Raw genomic sequence first — 20,404 nt, 5'->3', positions numbered from 1 at the left:
CCCCCCCCCCCCCCCCCCCCCCCCCCCCCCCCCCCCCCCCCCCCCCGCCCCCGCCGCCCCCCCCCCCCCCCCCCCCCCCACACCGACGGGCCGTCAGCGGGCCGGGTCCACCAGGGTCATGCCGGCGCCCGCCGGCCGGTCGAGGCCGGGCAGCCGGGCGGCCGCCTCCTCCAGCCCGACGGTGCGTGCCACGAGCCGCTGCGGCTGCAGCGAGCCGTCCTCGACCAGCCGCATCATCGCGGGGTAGTCCGACGCCGCCATGCCGTGGCTGCCCAGGACGTCGAGCTCCCAGCCGATGACCCGCGCCATCGGGACCCGCGGGTGCCCGTGCACCGGCGGCAGCAGGCCGACCTGGACGTGGCGTCCCCGCCGGCGCAGGCTCAGGAGCGCATCGGCGCAGGTCCGCTCGCTGCCCACCGCGTCGACGGCCACGTGGCTGCCGCCGCCGGTCAGGTCCGCCACGGCGAGCGGGACGTCGCGGCCGTGCGCGGCCACGGTGTGCTCGGCCCCGAGTTCCGCGGCGGCGGCCAGGGCGGCGGGACTCCGGTCGACCGCCACGACCCGAGCCCCGACCGCGCGGGCGATCACGACCGCGCTGAGCCCCACCCCGCCGGCGCCCACCACGGTCACCCACTCCCCGGCAGCGACGCGGGCCCGCCCCACCAGCGCGCGGTAGGCCGTCGCGAACCGGCAGCCCAGGCTCGCCGCGCCGGCGAGGTCGACCTGCTCGGGGACGGCGACCAGGTTGGCGTCCGCCGCGTGCAGCGCGACGTACTCGGCGAAGGACCCCCAGTGCGTGAACCCGGGCTGCTGCTGGTCGGGGCAGACCTGCGCCTCCCCCGCCCGGCACCACTCGCACCGGCCGCAGCCGCACACGAACGGCACCGTGACCCGGTCGCCGACCGCCCAGCGGCGCACGCCCGCGCCGACCTCGGCCACCACCCCCGCGAGCTCGTGTCCGGGCACGTGCGGGAACGCGACCTCGTCGTGGCCGGCCCAGGCGTGCCAGTCGCTCAGGCACAGCCCCGAGGCCACCACGCGCACCACGACCCCGCCGGCCGGCGCCTCGGGGTCGGCCACCTCCCGGACGCGGGGCTGCGCCCGGACGCCGTCGACCACCACCGCTCGCACCCGGTGAGGATCCCAGCCCGCGCCCCGCCGCGGAGCGACCGGCCCCGGCCGTGCCACTCGGCCCCGGTGGCCTGCTCCCCGGAGGTGGCCGGTGCCGCAGGCTGGGGTCGTGCTGCGCCCGCTCCCCGCCCGGCTCCCCCGCCGGCTGGTCCACCTCTACGTCGGCCTGGTCGCCTACGGCGTCTCGATGGCCCTGCTCATCCGCTCGTCGCTGGGCAACATGCCCTGGGACGTGCTGCACCAGGGCCTCGCGCGGTGGGTGGACCTCTCGCTGGGCACCATCACGGTGGTCGTCGGCGCGCTGGTGCTGCTCGCCTGGGTGCCGCTGCGGCAGCGGCCGGGGCTGGGCACGGTCAGCAACGTCGTCGTCATCGGGGTCGTCGTGGACGCCGCCCTCGCCGTGATCGCCGCGCCGTCGGCGCTGTGGCTGCGGATCGCCCTCGCCGCCGCGGGCATCGGCTTGAACGCCGTCGGCACCGCGCTCTACATCGGCGCGCGGCTGGGGCCCGGTCCGCGCGACGGGCTGATGACCGGCATCTGCGCGCGGACCGGCTGGCCGGTCCGCTGGGTGCGCACCTCGATCGAGGTCGCCGTCGTGCTCACCGGCTGGGCGCTGGGCGGCACCCTCGGCCCGGCGACCGTGGCCTACGCGCTGCTGGTCGGCCCGCTGGTGCACCCGCTCCTGCCGAGGCTCACGGTGCCGGCGCCGCGACCGGTCCGCTGACGACCGGCCGCCTCAGCTCCGCCGCCGGTGGCGGCCCCGAGGAGGCGCGGACGACGAGCTCGGGCGGGACCGGCGCGGCGGCCTCGCCCGCCGGCGCGCCCGCCGGGTCCAGCGCGAGGGCGATGCCGCGCCGGCCGAGCTCGGCGAAGTCCTGCCGGACGGTGGTGAGCGCGGGCAGCAGGTAGGCGGCCTCCGGCACGTCGTCGAACCCCACCACGCTGACGTCCCCGGGGACGGCGACCCCGGCGTCGTGCAGCGCGTTGAGGACCCCGACGGCCATCTGGTCGTTGGCGACGAACACCGCGGTGGGCGCGCCCCGGCCGCGCGGCGGACGGCGGACGAGGCCGGCGAGCCGGCGGCCGGCGGCCACCCCGCAGGCCGGCGTCCAGTCCCCGGGCAGCGGCGCGGGCACGGGTGCTCCGGCGGACAGCAGCTCCGCCCGCCAGCCGCACTCGCGCCGGTGCGCCTCGACCGACCACGCGGGGCCGGTGACGTGGTGGACGGTCCGGTGCCCGAGGTCGAGCAGGTGCCGGACGGCGAGCCGGGCGCCGGCCTCCTGGTCCACGCACACGGTCGGCCGGCGGGGGTCCGGGCCGGCCTGCACGGTGACCACCGGCACCGCCGTCCGGAGCCGGTCCACGGCCGGCAGCGCGTCGACGTGGGTGGCCAGCGCGACCACGGCGTCCACCGACTCGGCGACCAGGGCCGCGACGGCGGTCTCCACCCCGGCCCGGCTGCTGTCGTGCGCCACGGCGACGCGCAGCGAGTAGCCGGCCTGCCGGGCCGAGCGCTCCAGGGCCACCAGGGTCCTGGCCGGTCCGTACTGGTGCAGGTACTGGGTGACCAGGCCGACGGTCCGGGTCGCCCCGGTCGCGAGCGCCCGCGCCGTGGTGTTCGGGCGGTACCCGAGCTCGGCGATCGCCCGCTCGACGCGCTCGCGCGTCGCCGGGGCCACCTTGGGTGCGCCGTTGACCACCCTGGACACCGTCTGCACGGAGACGGCGGCCCGCGCCACGACGTCCGACATCGACGCGCGGGCGGCCTGCCCCGGCAGGACGGTCACCGCGCCGGCACGCCGCCGGCCGCCGCCCCCGCCGGCCGGCACACCCGCAGCTCGGCGGCGGCCCAGTCGGCCGGGGACGCCGACGGCCGGTGCTCCACGACCTCCTGCGTCGCCCGTAGCAGCCCGCGGAGCTCGGGCAGCCCGCCGTCGACGGCGCCGAGCGCGCGGGCCTGCACCAGCGCGTTGCCCAGCGCGGCCGCCTCGACCGGGCCGGCCAGCACCGGCAGGCCGCAGGCGTCGGCGGTGAGCCGGCAGAGCAGGGTGTTGCGCGCGCCCCCGCCGACCAGGTGCACGACGTCGATCTCGCGACCGGACAGCTCGGCGGCGCGGCGCACCGTTCGGCGGTAGGCCAGGGCGAGGCTGTCGAGGACGCACCGCACGGTCTCGGCCTGGGTCTGCGGCGGCGTCTGCCCGGTCTCCCGGCACACCTCGGCGATGCGGGCGGGCATGTCGCCCGGGGGCAGGAACCGCGGGTCGTCGGGGTCGACGACGGCGGTCAGCGACGGCACCCGCGCCGCGGCGGCGAGCAGCCCGGGCAGGTCGGCCGGCAGCCCGGCGTCGGCCCAGGTGCGCAGCGACTCCTGGAGCAGCCACAGTCCCATCACGTTGTGCAGGTACCGCACCGTGCCGTCGATGCCGAGCTCGTTGGTGAAGCCCGCCCTCCGGCTCTCCTCGGTCAGCACCGGCGCCTCGAGCTCCACGCCGACCAGCGACCAGGTGCCGCAGGAGACGTAGGCGAACCGGTCGGTCGCCGAAGGCACGCCGACGACGGCCGACGCGGTGTCGTGGGAGCCGACGGCGATGACCGGCACCGGGCCGAGGCCCGTCTCCTCCTGCACCGCGGCGGTCAGCACGCCGAGGCGCTCGCCCGGCTGCCGCAGCGGCGGGAACAGGTCGCGGCCCAGCCCGAGCCGGTCGACCAGGTCCTCCGACCACTGCCGGGTGGTCGCGTCGAGCAGGCCGGTGGTGGAGGCGTTGGTGACCTCGGCCCCGACCGCGCCGGTGAGCCAGTGCGCCAGCAGGTCGGGCACCAGCAGCGCCGTGCGGGCGGCCTCGAGCTGCGCCGTCCCGCGCCGGGCCGCGAGCTGGAAGACCGTGTTGAACGGCAGGTGTTGCAGGCCGGTGACGCGGTACAGCTCCTCGGGGCCGGCGACGGCGTGCACGTCGGCGACCGCGGTGGCGTGCCGGTCGTCGCGGTAGTGCACCGGGTTGCCGAGCAGCACGCCGTCGTCGTCCAGCAGGCCGACGTCCACGGCCCAGCTGTCGATGCCGATCGCGTCGAGCCGGCCGAGCCGGCCGGCGGCGCGCAGCCCGTCGAGCACGCCGGCGTACAGCGCCAGGACGTCCCAGTGCAGCGTGCCGCCGACCCGCACCGGCCGGTTGGCGAACCGGTGCACCTCGGTGAGCTCGACCCGGCCGGCGCCGATCTCGGCGACCATCACCCGGCCGCTGGAGGCGCCGAGGTCGACGGCCGCGACCCGGCAGGTCACCGGAGGGCCTTTCGCGCGCGAAAGTCCCCCATCACCGGAGGAACGCGGCGGCGACGCCCGAGTCGACCGGCACGTGCAGGCCCGTGGTGCGGGTCAGGTCGCCGCCGGTGAGCGCGAAGACCGCGTCGGCCACGTGCTCGGGCAGCACCTCGCGCTTGAGTAGCGTCCGCTGGGCGTAGAACTCGCCGAGCTCCTCCTCCTTCACCCCGTAGACCGCGGCGCGCGAGGCGCCCCAGCCGCCGGCGAAGATGCCCGACCCGCGCACGACGCCGTCGGGGTTGATCCCGTTGACCCGGATCTGGTGCGGGCCCAGCTCGGCGGCCAGCAGCCGGACCTGGTGGGCCTGGTCGGCCTTGGTCGCGCCGTAGGCGATGTTGTTGGGCCCGGCGAACAGCGAGTTCTTGCTCGAGATGTAGACGACGTCGCCGCCCATCCCCTGCTCGATCATGATCCGGGCCGCCTCGCGGGAGACGAGGAAGCTGCCCTTGGCCATCACGTCGTGCTGCAGGTCCCAGTCCTGCTCGGTCGTCTCCAGCAGCGGCTTGGAGATCGACAGGCCGGCGTTGTTGACCACCAGGTCCACACCGCCGAAGGCCAGGCAGGCCTCGCGGAAGGCGGCGGCCACCGCCTCGGCGTCGGAGACGTCGGTGGCGACGCCGATCGCGACGTCGGCGGTCCCGATGCCGGCCGCGGCGTCCTGCGCCTGGGCGAGGTCAAGGTCGGCGACGACGACGCAGGCGCCCTCGGCCGCCAGCCGCTGCGCGATCGCCTTGCCGATGCCGCTGGCCGCGCCGGTGACCAGCGCGACGCGGGTCGCCAGCGGCTTGGGCTCCGGCATCCGCGCGAGCTTGGCCTCCTCCAGCGCCCAGTACTCGATGCGGAACTTCTCGCTCTCGTCGATCGGCGCGTAGGTGGAGACCGCCTCGGCGCCGCGCATCACGTTGATGGCGTTGACGTAGAACTCGCCGGCCACGCGCGCGGTCTGCTTGGTGGCGCCGAAGCTGAACATGCCGACGCCGGGCACCAGCACGATCGCCGGGTCGGCGCCGCGCATCGCCGGGCTGTCCGGGGTCGCGTGCCGCTGGTAGTAGGCGGCGTACTCGGCGCGGTACTCCTCGTGCAGGGTCTCCAGCCGGGCCACGACGTCCTCGACCGGGGCGGACGCCGGCAGGTCGACCACCAGCGGGCGCACCTTGGTGCGCAGGAAGTGGTCCGGGCAGGAGGTGCCGAGCGCGGCGAGGCGCGCCATCTCCGCCCGGGAGAGGAACTCGAGGACGACGTCGGAGTCCGTGAAGTGCCCGACCTGCGGGCGGTCGGTCGACGCCAGGCCGCGGATCACCGGGGCCAGCAGCGCCGCCTTGTGCCGGCGCTCGGCCTCGGGCAGCGCCTCGAAGCCGGGGACGACGGCGCCGAAGGGCTCGAGCTCCCCGCGCTCGGCGAGGAACCGCTCCGCCGTCCGGATGATCTCGAGGCTGTTGGCCTCGCACTCCTCGCTGGTGGCGCCCCAGGCGGTGATCCCGTGCCCGCCGAGGATGCAGCCGATGGCCTGCGGGTTCTTCTCGGCGATCTCGGCGATGTCCAGGCCGAGCTGGAAGCCCGGGCGCCGCCACGGCACCCACACGACGCGGTCGCCGAAGCACTCGCGGGTGAGCTCCTCGCCATCGGCCGCGGTGGCCAGGGCGATGCCGGAGTCGGGGTGCAGGTGGTCGACGTGCGGCTGCGTCACCAGGCCGTGCATCGCCGTGTCGATGGACGGCGCCGCGCCCCCGCGGCCGTGCAGGCAGAAGTCGAACGCGGCGACCATCTCGTCCTCGCGGTCGATGCCCGGGTAGACGTCGACAAGGCTGCGCAGCCGGTCCAGGCGGAGGACGGCGAGGCCCGCCTCGGTCAGCGTGCCGAGGTCGCCGCCGGAGCCCTTGACCCAGACGAGCTCGACCGGCCGGCCGGTCACCGGGTCGGTCCCGGTGCCCTTGGCGGAGGTGTTGCCGCCGGCGTAGTTGGTGTTGCGCGGGTCGGCGCCGAGCCGGTTGCTCCGGCCGAGCAGCTCGCTGACCACGGGATTCGTCACGGGGGAGTTCCTTCCGGGAGGTGCGGAGGGGCCTTTCGCGCGCGAAAGGCTCAGGAGGGGTGGGGTTCAGGCGCCCCAGCCGGCCTGCTGGCCGCCGACGCGCTCGCGGGCGATGCGCTCCTGGTTGCCGGAGCGGGCGTAGGCGGCCGAGGGGTCGGCGTCGAGGCCCCGCGACTCGCGCAGCTCCGCCAGCAGCGGGCGGACGTCGGTGTTGTAGGCGTCCATCAGCACGGCGTTGGCGCCCAGCACGTTCCCGGCCCGCTGCGCCTCCGCCAGCGCCGCGCGGTCGACCAGCAGCGCCTTGGCCGTGGCCTCCTGCACGTTGGTCACCGAGCGGATCTGGCCGGGGATCTTCGGCTCGATGTTGTGGCACTGGTCGAGCATGAAGTTGACGCCCGAGGCCGGGTCGAGGGCGCCCTGGGCGACGATCTCGTTCATGATCCGGAACAGCTGGAACGGGTCGGCCGAGCCGACGATGAGGTCGTCGTCGGCGTAGTTGCGCGAGTTGAAGTCGAACGCTCCGAGGCGGCCCACCCGCAGCAGCTGCATGACGATGAACTCGATGTTCGTGCCGGGCGCGTGGTGGCCGGTGTCGAGCACGACCTGCGCCTGGTCGCCCAGCGCCAGGCAGTGCAGCAGCGAGGTGCCCCAGTCGGGGATGTCCATCGCGTAGAAGTACGGCTCGAAGAACTTGTACTCGAGCAGCAGCCGGTGGCCGGGGTCGAGCAGCGCGTAGACCTGCTGCAGCGAGTCGGCGAGGCGGTCCTGCCGGGCCCGCAGGTCGTCCTGGCCCGGGTAGTTGGTGCCGTCGGGCAGCCACAGCTTCAGGTCGGTCGAGCCGGTGGCGCGCATGACGTCGACGCACTGCGCGTGGTGGGCGATCGCCCGGCGGCGCACGGCCTCGTCTGGGTGGGTCAGCGACCCGAGCCGGTACTCGTCGTCCTGGAACAGGTTGGAGTTGATCGCCCCGATGGAGACGCCGAGGTCGGCGGCGTGCGCGGCGAGCTTCCCGTAGTCGTCGACGAGGTCCCACGGGATGTGCAGCGAGACCCGCGGGGCGACGCCGGTGTAGCGGTGCACCTGGGCGGCGTCCTCGAGCTTCTCGAACGGGTCGCGCGCGACGCCGGGCTGACCGAACACCTTGAACCGGGTGCCGGAGTTGCCGAAGGCCCACGAGGGGAGCTCGATCGTCTGCTCGGCGAGGGCGGCGAGGGCCCGGGTGCGGCGGTCGTCCACGGGTGCTCCTGGTGACACAGGCGGCGTCTGAATCGATTCATGCCGCGGTGTGACGCACCCTACGCATGACCCTGTTACGGTGTCAAAGCCCGCAAGACGGCGGGTTGAGACGATTCAGGAGCCGCCGGTGACGAGCAGCATCCGCGACGTGGCCGGCCGGGCCGGGGTCTCCGTCGGCACCGTGAGCAACGTGCTCAACCGCCCGGAGCTGGTCAGCGAGTCGACCCGCACCCGGGTGCTCGACGCGATCGCCGAGCTGGGGTTCGTGCGCAACGAGTCGGCCCGCCAGCTGCGGGCCGGTTCCAGCCGCAGCGTCGGGCTCGTCGTCCTCGACATCGCCAACCCGTTCTTCACCGACGTCGCCCGCGGCGTGGAGGAGGTCGTCGACGCGGCCGGCCTGTCGCTGGTCCTGTGCAACACCGACGACCGGCCGGCCCGGGAGAAGGCGCACCTGGCCACCCTCGCCGAGCAGCGCGTGCAGGGCGTGCTCATCACCCCCACCGCCGAGCTCAGCGACGACATCGCGGCCCTGCGCGAGCGCGGCATCCCGGTGGTGCTGGTCGACCGGCGGGCGCCCACGGCCGACCAGTGCGCCGTCTCCACCGACGACGTCCTCGGCGGGCGGCTGGCCGCCGGTCACCTGCTCGAGCGCGGCCACCGGCGGATCGCCTTCATCGGCGGCGCCTCCGGCCTCCCCCAGGTCCACGAGCGGCACGAGGGCGTGGCCGCCGCCGTCGGGGAGGCAGGGCGGGCGGGGATGGACGGAGCCGAGCTGACCGTCCTCTCCCCCGCGGAGCTCACCGTCGCCGGGGGCCGCGAGGCCGCCGCGCGGATCATCGGCATCCCCGCCGGCCGCCGGCCCACCGCCGCGGTGTGCGCCAACGACCTCCTCGCGCTGGGCGTGCTGCAGGAGATGGTCCGCCACGGGGTCGCGGTGCCCGAGGAGTTCGCCATCGTCGGCTACGACGACATCGACTTCGCCGCCGCGGCCGCCGTCCCGCTCACCTCGGTGAGCAAGCCCCGCCAGGAGCTCGGCCGCCGCGCCGCCCAGCTGCTGCTCGACGAGCGCCGCGACGGGCACGTGCACGAGCAGCCGGTGTTCGAGCCGGTGCTCGTGGTCCGGGAGTCGAGCATGACCCGCCGCGACCCGGAGGCAGGCCGGTGAGGGTCGCGCTCTTCGCCACCTGCCTGGTCGACACGCTGGTCCCGCAGGTGGCGCACGCGACCGCGACGCTGCTGCAGCGGCTGGGGCACGAGGTCGTCGTCCCCCCCGGGCAGTCGTGCTGCGGGCAGATGCACGTCAACACCGGCTACCGGCGCGAGGCCGTGCCGATCGTCGCCAACCACGTGCGCGCCTTCGCCGGCGCCGAGGCCGTGGTGGCGCCGTCCGGGTCCTGCGTGGCCTCGATCCACCACCAGCAGGCGATGGTGGCCCGCCGCGCCGGCGAGCACGCGCTCGCCGAGGAGGCCGAGGCGCTGGCGGTGCGGACGTACGAGCTGTCGCAGTTCCTCGTCGACGTCCTCGGCGTGACCGACGTCGGCGCCTACTACCCGCACCGCGTCACCTACCACCCGACCTGCCACTCGCTTCGCATGCTGCGGGTCGGCGACCGGCCGCTGCAACTGCTGCGCGCCGTCCGCGGGCTGGACCTGGCCGAGCTGCCCGGCGCCGAGTCGTGCTGCGGCTTCGGCGGCACCTTCGCCGTGAAGAACGCCGACACCTCGACGGCGATGCTCACCGACAAGATGGCGAACGTGCTGAGCACCCACGCCGAGGTGTGCACCGCCGGGGACGCGTCCTGCCTGATGCACATCGGCGGCGGGCTGTCCCGGCTGCGCTCGGGCACCCGCACGGTGCACCTGGCCGAGATCCTCGCCTCGACGGAGGACGCGGTCACCCCGCACCAGGCCACGGCGCCGGCGGTGCGCTCGTGACCGCCGTCCACCTCGGCATGCCAGGCCTGCCGACGGCGCCACCCGGCGTCGGCAACCTGCGCGGCGACCGGCCCTTCCCCGACGCCGCGCGCGACGCGCTGCGCGACGGGCAGCTGCGCGCGAACCTCGGGCACGCCACGACGACGATCCGGGGCAAGCGGGCCGGAGTGGTCGCCGAGGTGCCCGACTGGGCGCAGCTGCGCGAGGCCGGCCGCGCGCTCAAGGCCGCGACCATGGCGAGGCTCGACGAGCACCTCGAGGAGCTCGAGCGCCAGGTGACCTCGCGCGGCGGCACGGTCCACTGGGCCCGCGACGCCGTCGAGGCCAACGAGATCGTCACGCGGCTCGTGCGGGCGACCGGCGCGGACGAGGTCGTCAAGGTCAAGTCGATGGCCACCCAGGAGATCGGCCTCAACGAGGCGCTCGAGGCCGCCGGCATCGAGGCGCTGGAGACCGACCTCGCCGAGCTGATCGTGCAGCTCGGCGAGGACAGGCCGAGCCACATCCTCGTGCCGGCGATCCACAAGAACCGCTCGGAGATCCGCGAGATCTTCGCCCGCACGATCCCCGGCGTCGACCCCGACCTCACCGACGAGCCGCGCCGGCTGGCCATGGCGGCCCGGGCGCACCTGCGCGAGCGGTTCCTCCGCGCCCGGGTGGCGATCAGCGGGGCCAACTTCGCCGTCGCCGAGACCGGCACGCTCGCCGTGGTCGAGAGCGAGGGCAACGGCCGGATGTGCCTCACCCTCCCCCAGACCCTCATCACGGTCATGGGCATCGAGAAGGTCGTGCCGGCCTGGCGCGACCTCGAGGTCTTCCTGCAGCTGCTCCCCCGCTCCTCCACCGGCGAGCGGATGAACCCCTACACCTCGCTGTGGGCCGGGGTGACCCCCGGCGACGGGCCGCAGGAGTTCCACCTGGTGCTGCTCGACAACGGGCGGACGGCGGTGCTGGCCGACGAGGTGGGCCGGGAGGCGCTGCACTGCATCCGGTGCTCGGCGTGCCTGAACGTCTGCCCGGTCTACGAGCGCACCGGCGGCCACGCCTACGGCTCTGTCTACCCCGGCCCCATCGGCGCGGTGCTCTCCCCTCAGCTGACCGGGGTCGAGGACAACGCCTCGCTGCCGTACGCCTCCTCGCTCTGCGGTGCCTGCTACGACGTCTGCCCGGTCGCCATCGACATCCCGAAGATCCTGGTGCACCTGCGCGCCGAGCACGTCGAGGCGCAGGAACGCCCCACCGCCGAGGCGCTCGCCTTCCGGGGGCTGGCGGAGGCGATGTCCCGCCCCCGGCTGTGGCGCCTCGCCCAGCGCGCCGCCGGCCTCGGCCGGTTCCTCGCCCGCGGCCGGCCGACCCTCCCCGCGGCGCTGCCGCCACCGGCCAGCGCGTGGACCCGCACCCGCGACCTGCCCACCCCGCCGCGGGAGACCTTCACGCAGGCCTGGGCACGGGAGCACGGGGCATGAGCGCCCGCGACGAGGTCCTCGCCCGCATCCGCACCGCGGTGGGCCCCTCCCGGACGGTCCCCGAGGTCCGCCGCGACTACCGCACCACCGACGACCGGCCGCTGCCCGAGCTGCTCGACGTCCTCACCGACCGGCTGGAGGACTACCGGGCGACCGTCCTGCGCTGCGCGCCGGACGCGATCGGCGAGGCGGTCGCGGCTGCCCTGGCCGAGGTGCCCGGCGACGTGGTCGTCGCCCCCGGGGTGCCTCCGGCCTGGCGCCCGGCCGGCGCGGTGGAGGACGACGGCCGCCCCGCCGTCGACCTCACCGCCTTCGCCGCCACGCTGACCGGCGTCACGGTCGCCGCGGCCGAGACCGGCACCCTCGTGCTCGACGCCTCGCCGGTCTGCGGACGGCGGGCGCTCTCGCTGCTGCCCGACGTCCTCGTCTGCGTGGTGACCGCGGGCCAGGTCGTCGGCGGCGTCCCGGAGGCGCTGGCCCGGCTCGACCCGCTGCGCCCGCTCACGATGATCAGCGGGCCGTCGGCCACCAGCGACGTCGAGCTGCAGCGGGTCGAGGGCGTGCACGGCCCGCGGACGCTCCTGGTCGTGCTCGCGAGCGACTAGCTTGCCGCCCGTGAGCGGACCCGGGCCCTTCGCCGAGCGGCTGCGCCGGCTGCGCGAGGCCGCGGCGCTGACCCAGGAGGAGCTCGCCGAGCGGGCCGGGCTGACCGCCAAGGCCGTCGGCGCGCTCGAGCGCGGGGAACGCCGGCGGCCCTACCCGCACACCGTCCGGGCGCTGGCCGACGCGCTCGGCCTCGACGAGGCCGTTCGCGCGGCCCTCACCGGCGCCGCCCGGCCGGGGGACGAGGCGCCCGCACCGGCCCTCCCCCGTCCCCCGGTGCCGCTGGCCGGCCGGGACGCCGACCGTGCCGAGGTGACCGCTCTGCTCCGGGACGGCGGCGCCCGGCTGGTCACGCTGACCGGCCCGGGCGGCGTCGGCAAGACCAGCCTGGCGCTCGACGTCGCGCACGCCGTGGCCCCCGACTTCCCCGACGGCGTCGTGCTCGTGGAGCTGGCCCCGGTCCGCGACGCCGCGCTCGTGCTGCCCACCGTGGCCCGGGCCGTCGGCGGGCAGCAGCCCGCCGGCCCGGCGCTGGACGCGCTGGCCACCACCCTCGGGGGGCGGCGGTTGCTGCTGGTCCTCGACAACCTCGAGCACCTGCTCGGCGCCGCGGCCGAGGTCGCCGCGCTGCTGTCCCGGTGCCCCGGGCTGGTGGTGCTGGCGACCAGCCGCGCGGCGCTGCGGGTCCGCGCCGAGGTGGAGCGGCCGCTGGACCCCCTGCCGGTCCCGGCCGCCGGGTCGCCGGCGGCCGTCGCCGCCTCCCCCGCCGCGCAGGTCTTCCTCGACCGGGCCCGGGCCGCCGGGCGGCCGATCGCGCTCACCGACACCACGGCCGACGACGTCGCCGCCATCTGCCGCCGCCTCGACGGCCTGCCCCTGGCGCTGGAGCTCGCCGCCGCGCACGCCCGGTTCCTCGCCCCGGGTGCTCTGCTGGCCCGGCTGGACACCGCGCTCTCCTCCCCCGGCGCCCGCGACCTCCCGGCCCGCCAGCGGACCGTGGGAGCCACCCTCGACTGGAGCTGGGCCCTGCTGACGGCCGCCGAGCAGGAGCTGCTGCGCCGGCTGTCGGTGTTCGCCGGCGGCTTCTCCCTCGACGCGGCCCAGGCGCTGACCGGCGACGGCGACGTCCTGCCGGCGCTGGCCGGGCTGGTCGACCAGTCCCTGGTGGTCGCCGGGCCGGACGGCCGCTACCGGCTGCTGGAGCCGGTGCGGCAGTACGCGGCGACCCGCCTGGCGGCGGCCGGGGAGGCCGACGCGGTCGCCGACCGCGCCGCGGAGTTCTTCCGGGCGCTCGGTGCGGGTGCCCGCGGCGGCCTGCTCGGCGCCGACCAGGCCGCCTGGCTCGACGTCCTCGACCGGGAGCACGGCAACCTCGCCGCGGCGCTGGCCCGGCTGGTCGACGCCGGCCGCCCCGACGCCGCCGCCCAGCTGGGCGCCGACACCTGGCTGTACTGGGCGCTGCGCGGCAACGCCGTCGAGGGGCTGCGGTGGCTGGAGCGCGCCGCGGCCGCGGAGGCGACCCTCGACGCCGCCGCGCGCGCGGACCTGCACCTCGCGCTGGCCGGGCTCCGCTACGCCGGCGGGGACATCCCCGGCACCGCCCGGGACGCCGACGCCGCGGTGGCTGCCACCGCCGAGGCCCTCGCCGGGGCGCCGGCGACCGACGTCGGCGACCGGCGGGTGCAGGCGCTGGTCCTCTCCGCCATGGCGGCCGTCTTCGCCGGCGAGCTGGACCGGGCGGCGGCCCGCCTCGACGAGCTGGCGGCGGCCCCCGGGGACCGGTGGACCGCCGCCTACTCCCCCCTCGTCCGCGCGCAGCTGCACTTCCGGGCCGAGGACCTGCCCGCCAGCGCCGCGGCGCTCGCCGAGGCCGAGCGCGAGGCCCGCGACCTCGGCGCCCCGTTCACCATCGCCGTCGTCCTCAACATGCAGGCCAGCGTGCACCTGGCCACCGGCGACACCGACGCGGCGCTGGCCCGGCTGACCGAGGCCGCCGACCTGGCCGCCGCGGTCGCCACCACCTGGACGCTGGCCTACACGCTCCCCTCGCTGGCGGTCTGCGCCGCGCAGCGGGGGCGGCACGAGCTGGCCGCCGAGCTGTTCTCGGCCGGCTCGGCGACCGCGGAGGCGGCGTCGGTGGCGGTCTCGTTCCCGCCGGACCTGGCCGCGGCCGCCGGCTGGCTGCCCGTGGTGCGGGAGGCCCTCGGCGAGGAGTCGTTCGCGGCCGCCTGGCGGCGCGGCCGCGCGGTGCGGCCGGCCGACGTCCCGGCGCTGGCCGCCCGGATCAGCCCCGCACCCGGCTGACGTAGCGGCGGTACCGCCACGCGAACACGGTGCGGGCGAGCAGCCGGACCGGCGCCGGGAGGACGCCGAGCATCCGGGCGCGCTCGGCGTCGTCGCACTCCTCCAGCACCATCCCGAACATGATCGGCAGCTGTGACCGCTGCATGTGCGCCATGCCGTGCTGCCCCACCGCCTCCCACTCGGCCTCGGACAGGTGGCGGGCGGCCAGCGGCAGGATCTCGCGCTCCTCCTGGTCCAGGTGCTCGAGGAGGACGGCGTCCAGGGCCTCGATGCCCGCGGCGACCTCCTCGGTCACGGCCGGCCGGGCCTCGACCTCCCAGCGGGCCAGCGCGGTGCGGAGGGCGTCGATGCGGGCGTGCACCTCGGCGTGCTGGGCCTCCATGCGGTGCACGAGGTCGGCGTCGGGGGCGACGCGCTCCAGCAGCGGCGGCCAGAGCACCGCGTCCTCGCCGCTGTGGTGCAGGTGCAGCCCGTCGAGGCACAGCCGCACGTGCGCGGCGAGGACGGCGGCGCGGGCGGTGTCGCCGGCGGGCACGGCGCGGACCAGCCGCGGGGCCAGGCCGAACTCGCGGCGGAAGACCCGGTGCACGACCACCATGTCGTGGACGTCGGTCAGGGGGGCGGGGGTCGTCTCGGTCATGTCGTGGAGCCTGTCGCCGGGCGCGGCCGCACCCCACCCACAGAGCTCCCACACCGCTCCCACACCGCTCCCGCGATGGTGTCGCGGGGGGGGGGGGGGGGGGGGCGGGCGCCCCCGCCCCCCGCCCCCGCTTCGGGGCCGACGTCGGTGTGGGGATCACCGGCATCGCCGGGCCGGGCGGGGGGACGCCGGAGAAGCCGGTCGGCACCGTCCACCTGTGCGCGGTAGGCCCGGACGGCGCGGTGGCCCGGTCGGTGCGGTTGCCGGGCTCGCGATCGGCGGTGCGGGAGCGCTCCGTCGTCCTGGCGATGCAGATGCTGCGCGAGCTCCTGCTGGGTGGCCCGCCGGCATGACGACGACGACGCTGCACGCGAGCGGGCCGCGGCTCCCGTCCGAGGTCTGGGACCGGTACCGGTACCTGGACCGCTGGCACGAGTGGGCGCCGCAGATCACCGGCGTCGACTGCCCGCAGCGGCTGCTGACCGCCGGCGCCCGGGGCCGGGTGCGCGGGCCGGGCGGGGTGGCGCTGCCCTTCACGATCGACGCGGTGGACCCGAGCGCCCGCTCGTGGTCGTGGACGGTCGGTGCCGGCCCGGTCCGGCTGCGGCTGCACCACTGGGTCACCGACGGTCCCGACGGCGGCACCACCACCGGCCTGCGCACGACCGGCCCGGCGCCGCTGGTGCTCGGCTACGCGCCGCTCGCGCAGTGGGCGCTGCACCGCCTGGTCCGGTGAGAGCCCGGTTCCACGTGGAACCGGGGCCGTCCTACCGTCTGCGTCCATGAGCGTCACGCACGAGGTCACCAACCAGGCCCCGCCCCTGGTCGGGCACGACCCGATCGCCGGGGACGCCGCCCTCGCCGAGGCCTGTGTCCGGCACGGCGACGAGGCGACGCTCGCCTCCCTGGCCGACCTCGGCGCGCTGGCCGGCAGCGAGCAGGCGCGGGAGTGGGGGCGGCTGGCCGACGAGAACCACCCGGTGCTGCGCACCCACGACCGGTACGGGCACCGCGTCGACGAGGTCGAGTTCCACCCCGCCTGGCACGAGCTCATGCGGACGGCGTTCGAGCACGGGCTGGCCGGTGCGCCGTGGACCGATCCCTCGCCGCACGCGCACGTGCGCCGCGCCGTCGGCTACCTCGGCTGGACCCAGGTGGAGATGGGCCACGGCTGCCCGGTGACGATGACCTACGCCGCCGTCCCCGCGCTGCGCGCCGCCCCGGACCTGGCCGCGGTCTACGAGCCGGGGCTGACCGGGCGGGGCTACTGCTTCGGGCTCACCCCGCCGGCCGCCAAGCCCGGGCTGGTCGCCGGCATGGGGATGACCGAGAAGCAGGGCGGCTCCGACGTCCGCGCCAACACCACCCGCGCCGTCCCGGCCGCCGACGGCACGTACGCCCTGACCGGCCACAAGTGGTTCACCTCGGCGCCGATGAGCGACCTGTTCCTGGTGCTGGCGCAGCTGCCCGAGGGCGTCTCCTGCTTCCTGGTGCCGCGCGTGCTGCCCGACGGCACCCGCAACGTGTTCCGGCTCCAGAGGCTCAAGGACAAGCTCGGCGACCGCGCGAACGCCTCGAGCGAGGTGGAGTTCGACGCGACGACGGGCTGGCTGGTCGGGGAGCCGGGCCGCGGCGTCCCGACGATCATCGAGATGGTCAACGCCACCCGCCTGGACTGCGTCGTCGGCTCGGCGGCCACGGTGCGGGCGGCGCTGACCCAGGCGGTCCACCACGCCCGGCACCGGCGGGCCTTCGGCGCGCTGCTGGCCGACCAGCCGCTCATGCAGAACGTGCTCGCCGACCTCGCCGTGGAGAGCGAGGCGGCCACGGCGCTGGCGATCCGGCTGGCCGCCGCGGTCGACGCGGGGGAGTCGGCCTTCCTGCGGCTGGCCGGCGCGGCGGCGAAGTTCTGGGTGTGCAAGCGGACGCCGGGCGTCGTCGCCGAGGCCCTGGAGGTGCTCGGCGGCAACGGCTACGTCGAGGAGTCGGGGATGCCGCGGCTCTACCGGCAGGCGCCGCTGAACAGCGTCTGGGAGGGGTCGGGCAACGTCATCGCGCTCGACGTGCTGCGGGCGCTGGGCCGCTCGGCCGAGTCGCAGGCGGCGGTCGGCGCCGAGCTCGAGCTCGCCCGCGGGGCCGACGCCCGCTACGACGAGGCCGTCAAGCGGCTGCACGCCGAGCTCGGCGACCGCGAGGGCCTGGAGCTGCGTGCGCGCCGGGTGGCCGGCCTGCTGGCCCTGTGCCTGCAGGGGTCCCTGCTGCTCCGGTACGCGCCCGCCGAGGTGGCCGACGCCTTCTGCGCCACCCGGCTGGGCGGGGACTGGGGTGCGGTCCTGGGCACCCTGCCGGCAGGCACGCCGGTGGGCCGGGTCGTGGAACGCGCGGTCGTCGCCCCGGCCTGACGGCGGACCGGCACGCCCCTGCCCCGGACGGCGGCGTGCCACTACTCTCGGAGGGGCGTCGGACTCCGTGCCGTCGTGGGGCCGGTGCCGTCCCGGAACGGCGGGCCCCGGAGCACGGGGGCCGGGCTCCGCAGGGGGAGAAGGAAGCGGACGAGTGCACGGAGACGACGGCGGTACGGCGACGCACGCCGAACGCGACCTCTTGGCGACGGTGCCCGACGCCGTCTACCACCTGGACCGCGACTGGCAGATCACCTACCTGAACGCCGCCGTGGAGGAGCTGGTCCGCCGCCGGGCCGAGGACCTGCTCGGTCGCGACCTGTTCGAGGCGTTCCCGGCGCTGCGGGGCACCGAGCTGGAGCGCCAGCTGGCCGCGGTGCTGGCCGACGGTCAGCCGCGCAGCTTCGAGTACCGCTACGAGCCGGTGGACCGCTGGTTCGAGGTGCGCGCCTTCGCCGACGCCCTGGGCCTGTCGGTGTTCCTCCGCGACGTCGAGGACGAGCGCCGGGTCCGCGACGAGCAGGCGCAGGAGATCCGGCAGCTCGCGTCCGTGCTCGACGCCGTGCCGCCGCCCACCGTCCTGATCGACGCCGACTGGCGGATCCTCACCACGAACCGGGTCTGGACGCTCGCCGCCGACGCCGCCCAGCGCGAGGACGGGTTCCGCCCGGCCCGCGTGGGCGACCACTACCTCGAGATGATGGCGCAGGCCCTCGCCCCCGAGGACCGGCGGCGCATCGAGGAGGGCCTCCGGCAGCTCCTCGACGCACCCGGCCCCGCCTTCGTCCTCGACTACGCGGCGACCTACGCCGACCGGACGGCGTGGTGGCGGATGCAGGCCGCCCGCGTCGAGGGCTCGGGCCAGGTCGTCGTCACCCACACCGACATCACCGAGCGGGTGCGGCAGGAGGAGGCGCTGGCCTGGCGGGCCACCCACGACGACCTCACCGGCCTGCCCAACCGCAGCCGGCTGCTGCAGCTGACCCGGGAGTCGCTCAAGGAGGACCCCACCCGCACGTCGCTGCTGTTCCTCGACCTCGACGGCTTCAAGACGATCAACGACTCGCTGGGCCACGAGGTCGGCGACGAGCTGCTGCGCGAGGTGGGGAACCGCCTGGCCGCGCAGGTGCGGCCGACCGACGCGGTGGGGCGGCTCGGCGGGGACCAGTTCCTCGTCCTGGCCCGCGGCTGCGACCTGTCGGAGGCCGCCGCGCTGGCCTTCCGGCTGCAGCAGTCCTTCGTCCAGCCCTTCGTCGCCGAGGGGATCTCGGTGCCGCTGTCGGCCAGCATCGGCGTGGCCGCCGGCCAGCCCGGCCAACGGCAGTCGCACCAGCTGCTCAGCGACGCCGACGCCGCGGCCTACGCCGCCAAGGGCTCGGGCCGCGACCGGATCCACCTGTTCTCCCCGGGCCTGCGCGACGCCGCCCGCTGGCGGCTCGAGGTCGCCAACGCGCTGCGCGACGGCGCGCTGGAGCAGCTCGTCGTCCACTACCAGCCGGTGGTGCGGGTCGACGACGGCCGCATCGACGGGGTCGAGGCGCTGCTGCGCTGGCAGCACCCCGAGCGCGGCCTGCTCTCCCCGGACGCGTTCCTCTCCGTGGCCGAGGAGACCGGGCAGCTCATCCCGATCACCCGCTGGCTGCTCGGCGAGACCACCCGGCAGGCCGCGGAGTGGGCTGCGCAGGGCCTCGACCTGCGGATGTCGGTGAACATCAGCGCCCGCCACTTCTCCGCGGAGACGCTGGTGCGCGACGTCCGCGTGGCGCTGCACGACTCCGGGCTGGCGCCCGACCAGCTCGTGCTGGAGCTGACCGAGACCAGCGTGGCGGAGGACCCGACCCGCGCCGAGGACCAGCTCTCGGTGCTGCGCAACTCCGGCGTCCGGGTGGCCATCGACGACTTCGGCACCGGCTGGTCGTCCCTCGCGCAGCTGATGCAGCTCCCCATCGGCACGCTCAAGATCGACCGGTCGCTGCTGCTGGCCACGCAGCGGCTGGCCGCCGGCGGTACCGGGGCGGTGCTCGCCGCGATCGTGGCGCTCACCCGGACGCTGGGGATCCGCTCGGTCGCCGAGGGCGTGGAGACCGCCGAGCACCTGCAGATGGTGCGCGAGGCCGGCTGCGACCTGGCCCAGGGCTACCTCCTGGCCCGGCCGATGCCGGCCAGCGACGTGTGGCGGTGGGCCCGGCGGGTCCGGGAGGCCGGCGGCGACTCGTGCGCGCTGGCCCTGTCGGGCACCCTGCGCTGAGCGTGCGTCGGCGGGCGCGGTCGCCGGGCGGGTCGCCGCTCGCGGTACCGGCCGCGGCGCCGTCGTCCCCGCCGCCGGTGCAGGCCTCCGCGGCGCCGACCGGGCAGACTGCCCCCGTGACGGATCTCGCCGAGCCGGTGACCCTGGCGGACGACGCCCCGGGCGGGCGCTCCCGCCCGGCCCTGGACCTGCTCATCTGGGACGCGCCGAACATCGACATGACCCTGTCGACGGTGATCGGCGCCCGGCCGACCGCGGCGTCGCGGCCGCGCTTCGACGCGATCGCGGCGTGGTTCGTCGACGGTGCCGGCGACCCCGCCGCGCCCGACGCGCCGGACGTCGAGGCCTGCGTGTTCGCCAACATCCCGCCCGTCGTCGGCAGCATGCGCGGCTGGGTGGAGGCCCTGCGCGGGTTCGGCTACGCGGTGTTCGCCCGGCCGAAGACCCAGCCGGACGACGACATCGACCAGGACATGCTCGACCACATCGACGTCCGCGCCCACAGCCACCGGCTGCGGCGGCTGGTGGTGTTCTCCGGCGACGGGCGGAACTTCGCCGAACCGCTGGAGGAGCTCGCCCGCGCGGGGACGCAGGTCGTCGTCGTCGCCTTCAGCGAGGTGGCGGGCTACGCCATCGGCTCGGAGCTGCTCGAGTTCATCGACATCGAGGACGTGCCGGGGGCCTTCGCCGTCCCGCTCGACCGGGTGCGGCTCGACGCGCTGCCGCCGGACGGCGCGTGGCTGCGGCCCACGAAGAACCTGCGGGAGTTCGTGGCCGGGTACGCGGCCCGCCGCAGCGGCTGAGGAGGGCGCTCCGGCGGGCGCGGCGAGCGCGTGCGCCGGGGCGGCGTCCTGGGCCGGACCGTGCGGCGTGGGCGCACCTGCTCAGGTCCGTTCGTGCTGGTCAGCGGCAGAGAACTGTCGTACCCGGGGCCTAGCGTGCTGGTCGTGGCGGGAGTGCGGGAGTTCGCGGTCGGGGTGACCGTGGTGCCGCTGGCTGCCGCGCCGGAACGGGACCGGGAGCCGCTGCCGCGGGGGCCCGGGCTGGGTGCCCGACACGCTGCCGCAGATGCTGCCGGCGCGGCGGTCGTCGGC

The 20,404-nt window shown here is 76.5% G+C and carries 16 protein-coding genes and 1 pseudogene; 11 read left to right on the top strand and 6 right to left on the bottom strand.

The annotated features are described in order from the left end of the window. Positions 1-93: 93 nt before the first annotated feature. Positions 94-1,131, bottom strand: coding sequence for a zinc-binding dehydrogenase (locus tag ACI8AX_RS22530; protein ID WP_456552105.1), 1,038 nt, complete (start codon positions 1,129-1,131; stop codon positions 94-96). Between the two features lie 109 nt (positions 1,132-1,240). On the opposite strand from ACI8AX_RS22530, the gene yczE reads away from it, so the two are divergent. Next, on the top strand, positions 1,241-1,855 hold the full coding sequence (yczE, locus tag ACI8AX_RS22525) for a membrane protein YczE (RefSeq protein ID WP_456552104.1): 615 nt from the start codon (positions 1,241-1,243) through the stop codon (positions 1,853-1,855). Here yczE and ACI8AX_RS22520 read toward each other — a convergent pair. From ACI8AX_RS22520 to rhaI, 4 genes are all read right to left on the bottom strand, one after another. Further along, positions 1,824-2,918 carry a LacI family DNA-binding transcriptional regulator gene (locus ACI8AX_RS22520; protein ID WP_456552103.1) on the bottom strand — a complete coding sequence of 365 codons (1,095 nt, stop codon included), beginning with the start codon at positions 2,916-2,918 and terminating at the stop codon, positions 1,824-1,826. The two genes, yczE and ACI8AX_RS22520, sit on opposite strands and share 32 nt — an antisense overlap. Next, positions 2,915-4,408 carry a rhamnulokinase gene (locus ACI8AX_RS22515; protein WP_456552102.1) on the bottom strand — a complete coding sequence of 498 codons (1,494 nt, stop codon included), beginning with the start codon at positions 4,406-4,408 and terminating at the stop codon, positions 2,915-2,917. Before ACI8AX_RS22515 ends, ACI8AX_RS22520 begins: the two co-directional genes overlap by 4 nt. Before the next feature lie 31 nt (positions 4,409-4,439). Further along, positions 4,440-6,476 (bottom strand): bifunctional aldolase/short-chain dehydrogenase, encoded by a 2,037-nt coding sequence (locus ACI8AX_RS22510; protein WP_456552101.1) that lies wholly within the window; start codon positions 6,474-6,476, stop codon positions 4,440-4,442. 66 nt (positions 6,477-6,542) lie between these two features. Beyond that, positions 6,543-7,712: an L-rhamnose isomerase gene (gene rhaI / locus ACI8AX_RS22505; RefSeq protein ID WP_456552100.1), complete on the bottom strand. Its 1,170-nt coding sequence runs from the start codon at positions 7,710-7,712 to the stop codon at positions 6,543-6,545. Positions 7,713-7,839: 127 nt separating this feature from the next. Here rhaI and ACI8AX_RS22500 point away from each other — a divergent pair, with 127 nt between their 5' ends. From ACI8AX_RS22500 to ACI8AX_RS22480, 5 genes are read left to right on the top strand one after another with little or no spacing between them, the layout of a single operon-like run. Then, the gene (locus ACI8AX_RS22500) at positions 7,840-8,877 is read left to right on the top strand and encodes a LacI family DNA-binding transcriptional regulator (protein WP_456552099.1); all 1,038 of its coding nucleotides are present in this window, start codon (positions 7,840-7,842) and stop codon (positions 8,875-8,877) included. After that, on the top strand, positions 8,874-9,647 hold the full coding sequence (locus tag ACI8AX_RS22495; protein ID WP_456552098.1) for a (Fe-S)-binding protein: 774 nt from the start codon (positions 8,874-8,876) through the stop codon (positions 9,645-9,647). The genes ACI8AX_RS22500 and ACI8AX_RS22495 overlap by 4 nt, the downstream gene beginning before the upstream one ends. After that, positions 9,644-11,113, top strand: a complete 1,470-nt coding sequence (locus tag ACI8AX_RS22490) for a LutB/LldF family L-lactate oxidation iron-sulfur protein (protein ID WP_456552097.1) — start codon at positions 9,644-9,646, stop codon at positions 11,111-11,113. The genes ACI8AX_RS22495 and ACI8AX_RS22490 overlap by 4 nt, the downstream gene beginning before the upstream one ends. Then, the gene (locus ACI8AX_RS22485; protein ID WP_456552096.1) at positions 11,110-11,718 is read left to right on the top strand and encodes a LutC/YkgG family protein; all 609 of its coding nucleotides are present in this window, start codon (positions 11,110-11,112) and stop codon (positions 11,716-11,718) included. Before ACI8AX_RS22490 ends, ACI8AX_RS22485 begins: the two co-directional genes overlap by 4 nt. A 10-nt stretch (positions 11,719-11,728) precedes the next feature. Continuing rightward, positions 11,729-14,020 carry an ATP-binding protein gene (locus ACI8AX_RS22480; RefSeq protein WP_456552095.1) on the top strand — a complete coding sequence of 764 codons (2,292 nt, stop codon included), beginning with the start codon at positions 11,729-11,731 and terminating at the stop codon, positions 14,018-14,020. On the opposite strand, the gene ACI8AX_RS22475 is transcribed toward ACI8AX_RS22480, so the two are convergent. After that, the gene (locus tag ACI8AX_RS22475; protein ID WP_456552094.1) at positions 14,001-14,660 is read right to left on the bottom strand and encodes a hemerythrin domain-containing protein; all 660 of its coding nucleotides are present in this window, start codon (positions 14,658-14,660) and stop codon (positions 14,001-14,003) included. The genes ACI8AX_RS22480 and ACI8AX_RS22475 overlap by 20 nt on opposite strands. Positions 14,661-14,794: 134 nt before the next feature. On the opposite strand from ACI8AX_RS22475, the pseudogene ACI8AX_RS22470 reads away from it, so the two are divergent. The 5 genes and pseudogenes from ACI8AX_RS22470 to ACI8AX_RS22450 all read left to right on the top strand — a co-directional run. Further along, positions 14,795-15,013, top strand: a pseudogene (locus tag ACI8AX_RS22470) (CinA family protein); the annotation flags it as partial. Beyond that, positions 15,010-15,396: an SRPBCC family protein gene (locus ACI8AX_RS22465; RefSeq protein WP_456552093.1), complete on the top strand. Its 387-nt coding sequence runs from the start codon at positions 15,010-15,012 to the stop codon at positions 15,394-15,396. The pseudogene ACI8AX_RS22470 and the gene ACI8AX_RS22465, both read left to right, overlap by 4 nt. A 46-nt stretch (positions 15,397-15,442) precedes the next feature. After that, complete coding sequence (locus ACI8AX_RS22460; protein WP_456552092.1) at positions 15,443-17,062, top strand: acyl-CoA dehydrogenase family protein; 1,620 nt, start codon at positions 15,443-15,445, stop codon at positions 17,060-17,062. Between the two features lie 154 nt (positions 17,063-17,216). Beyond that, a complete protein-coding gene (locus ACI8AX_RS22455) occupies positions 17,217-19,310 on the top strand; it encodes a putative bifunctional diguanylate cyclase/phosphodiesterase (RefSeq protein ID WP_456552091.1) in 2,094 nt (697 codons plus the stop codon). A gap of 116 nt (positions 19,311-19,426) precedes the next feature. Beyond that, the gene (locus ACI8AX_RS22450; protein WP_456552090.1) at positions 19,427-20,113 is read left to right on the top strand and encodes an NYN domain-containing protein; all 687 of its coding nucleotides are present in this window, start codon (positions 19,427-19,429) and stop codon (positions 20,111-20,113) included. Positions 20,114-20,404 lie beyond the last annotated feature (291 nt).

It is taken from the genome of Blastococcus sp. SYSU D00813 (assembly GCF_054050735.1).
Note: the sequence above shows the minus strand (reverse complement) of the source record. Positions and strands in the feature narration are given on the sequence as shown.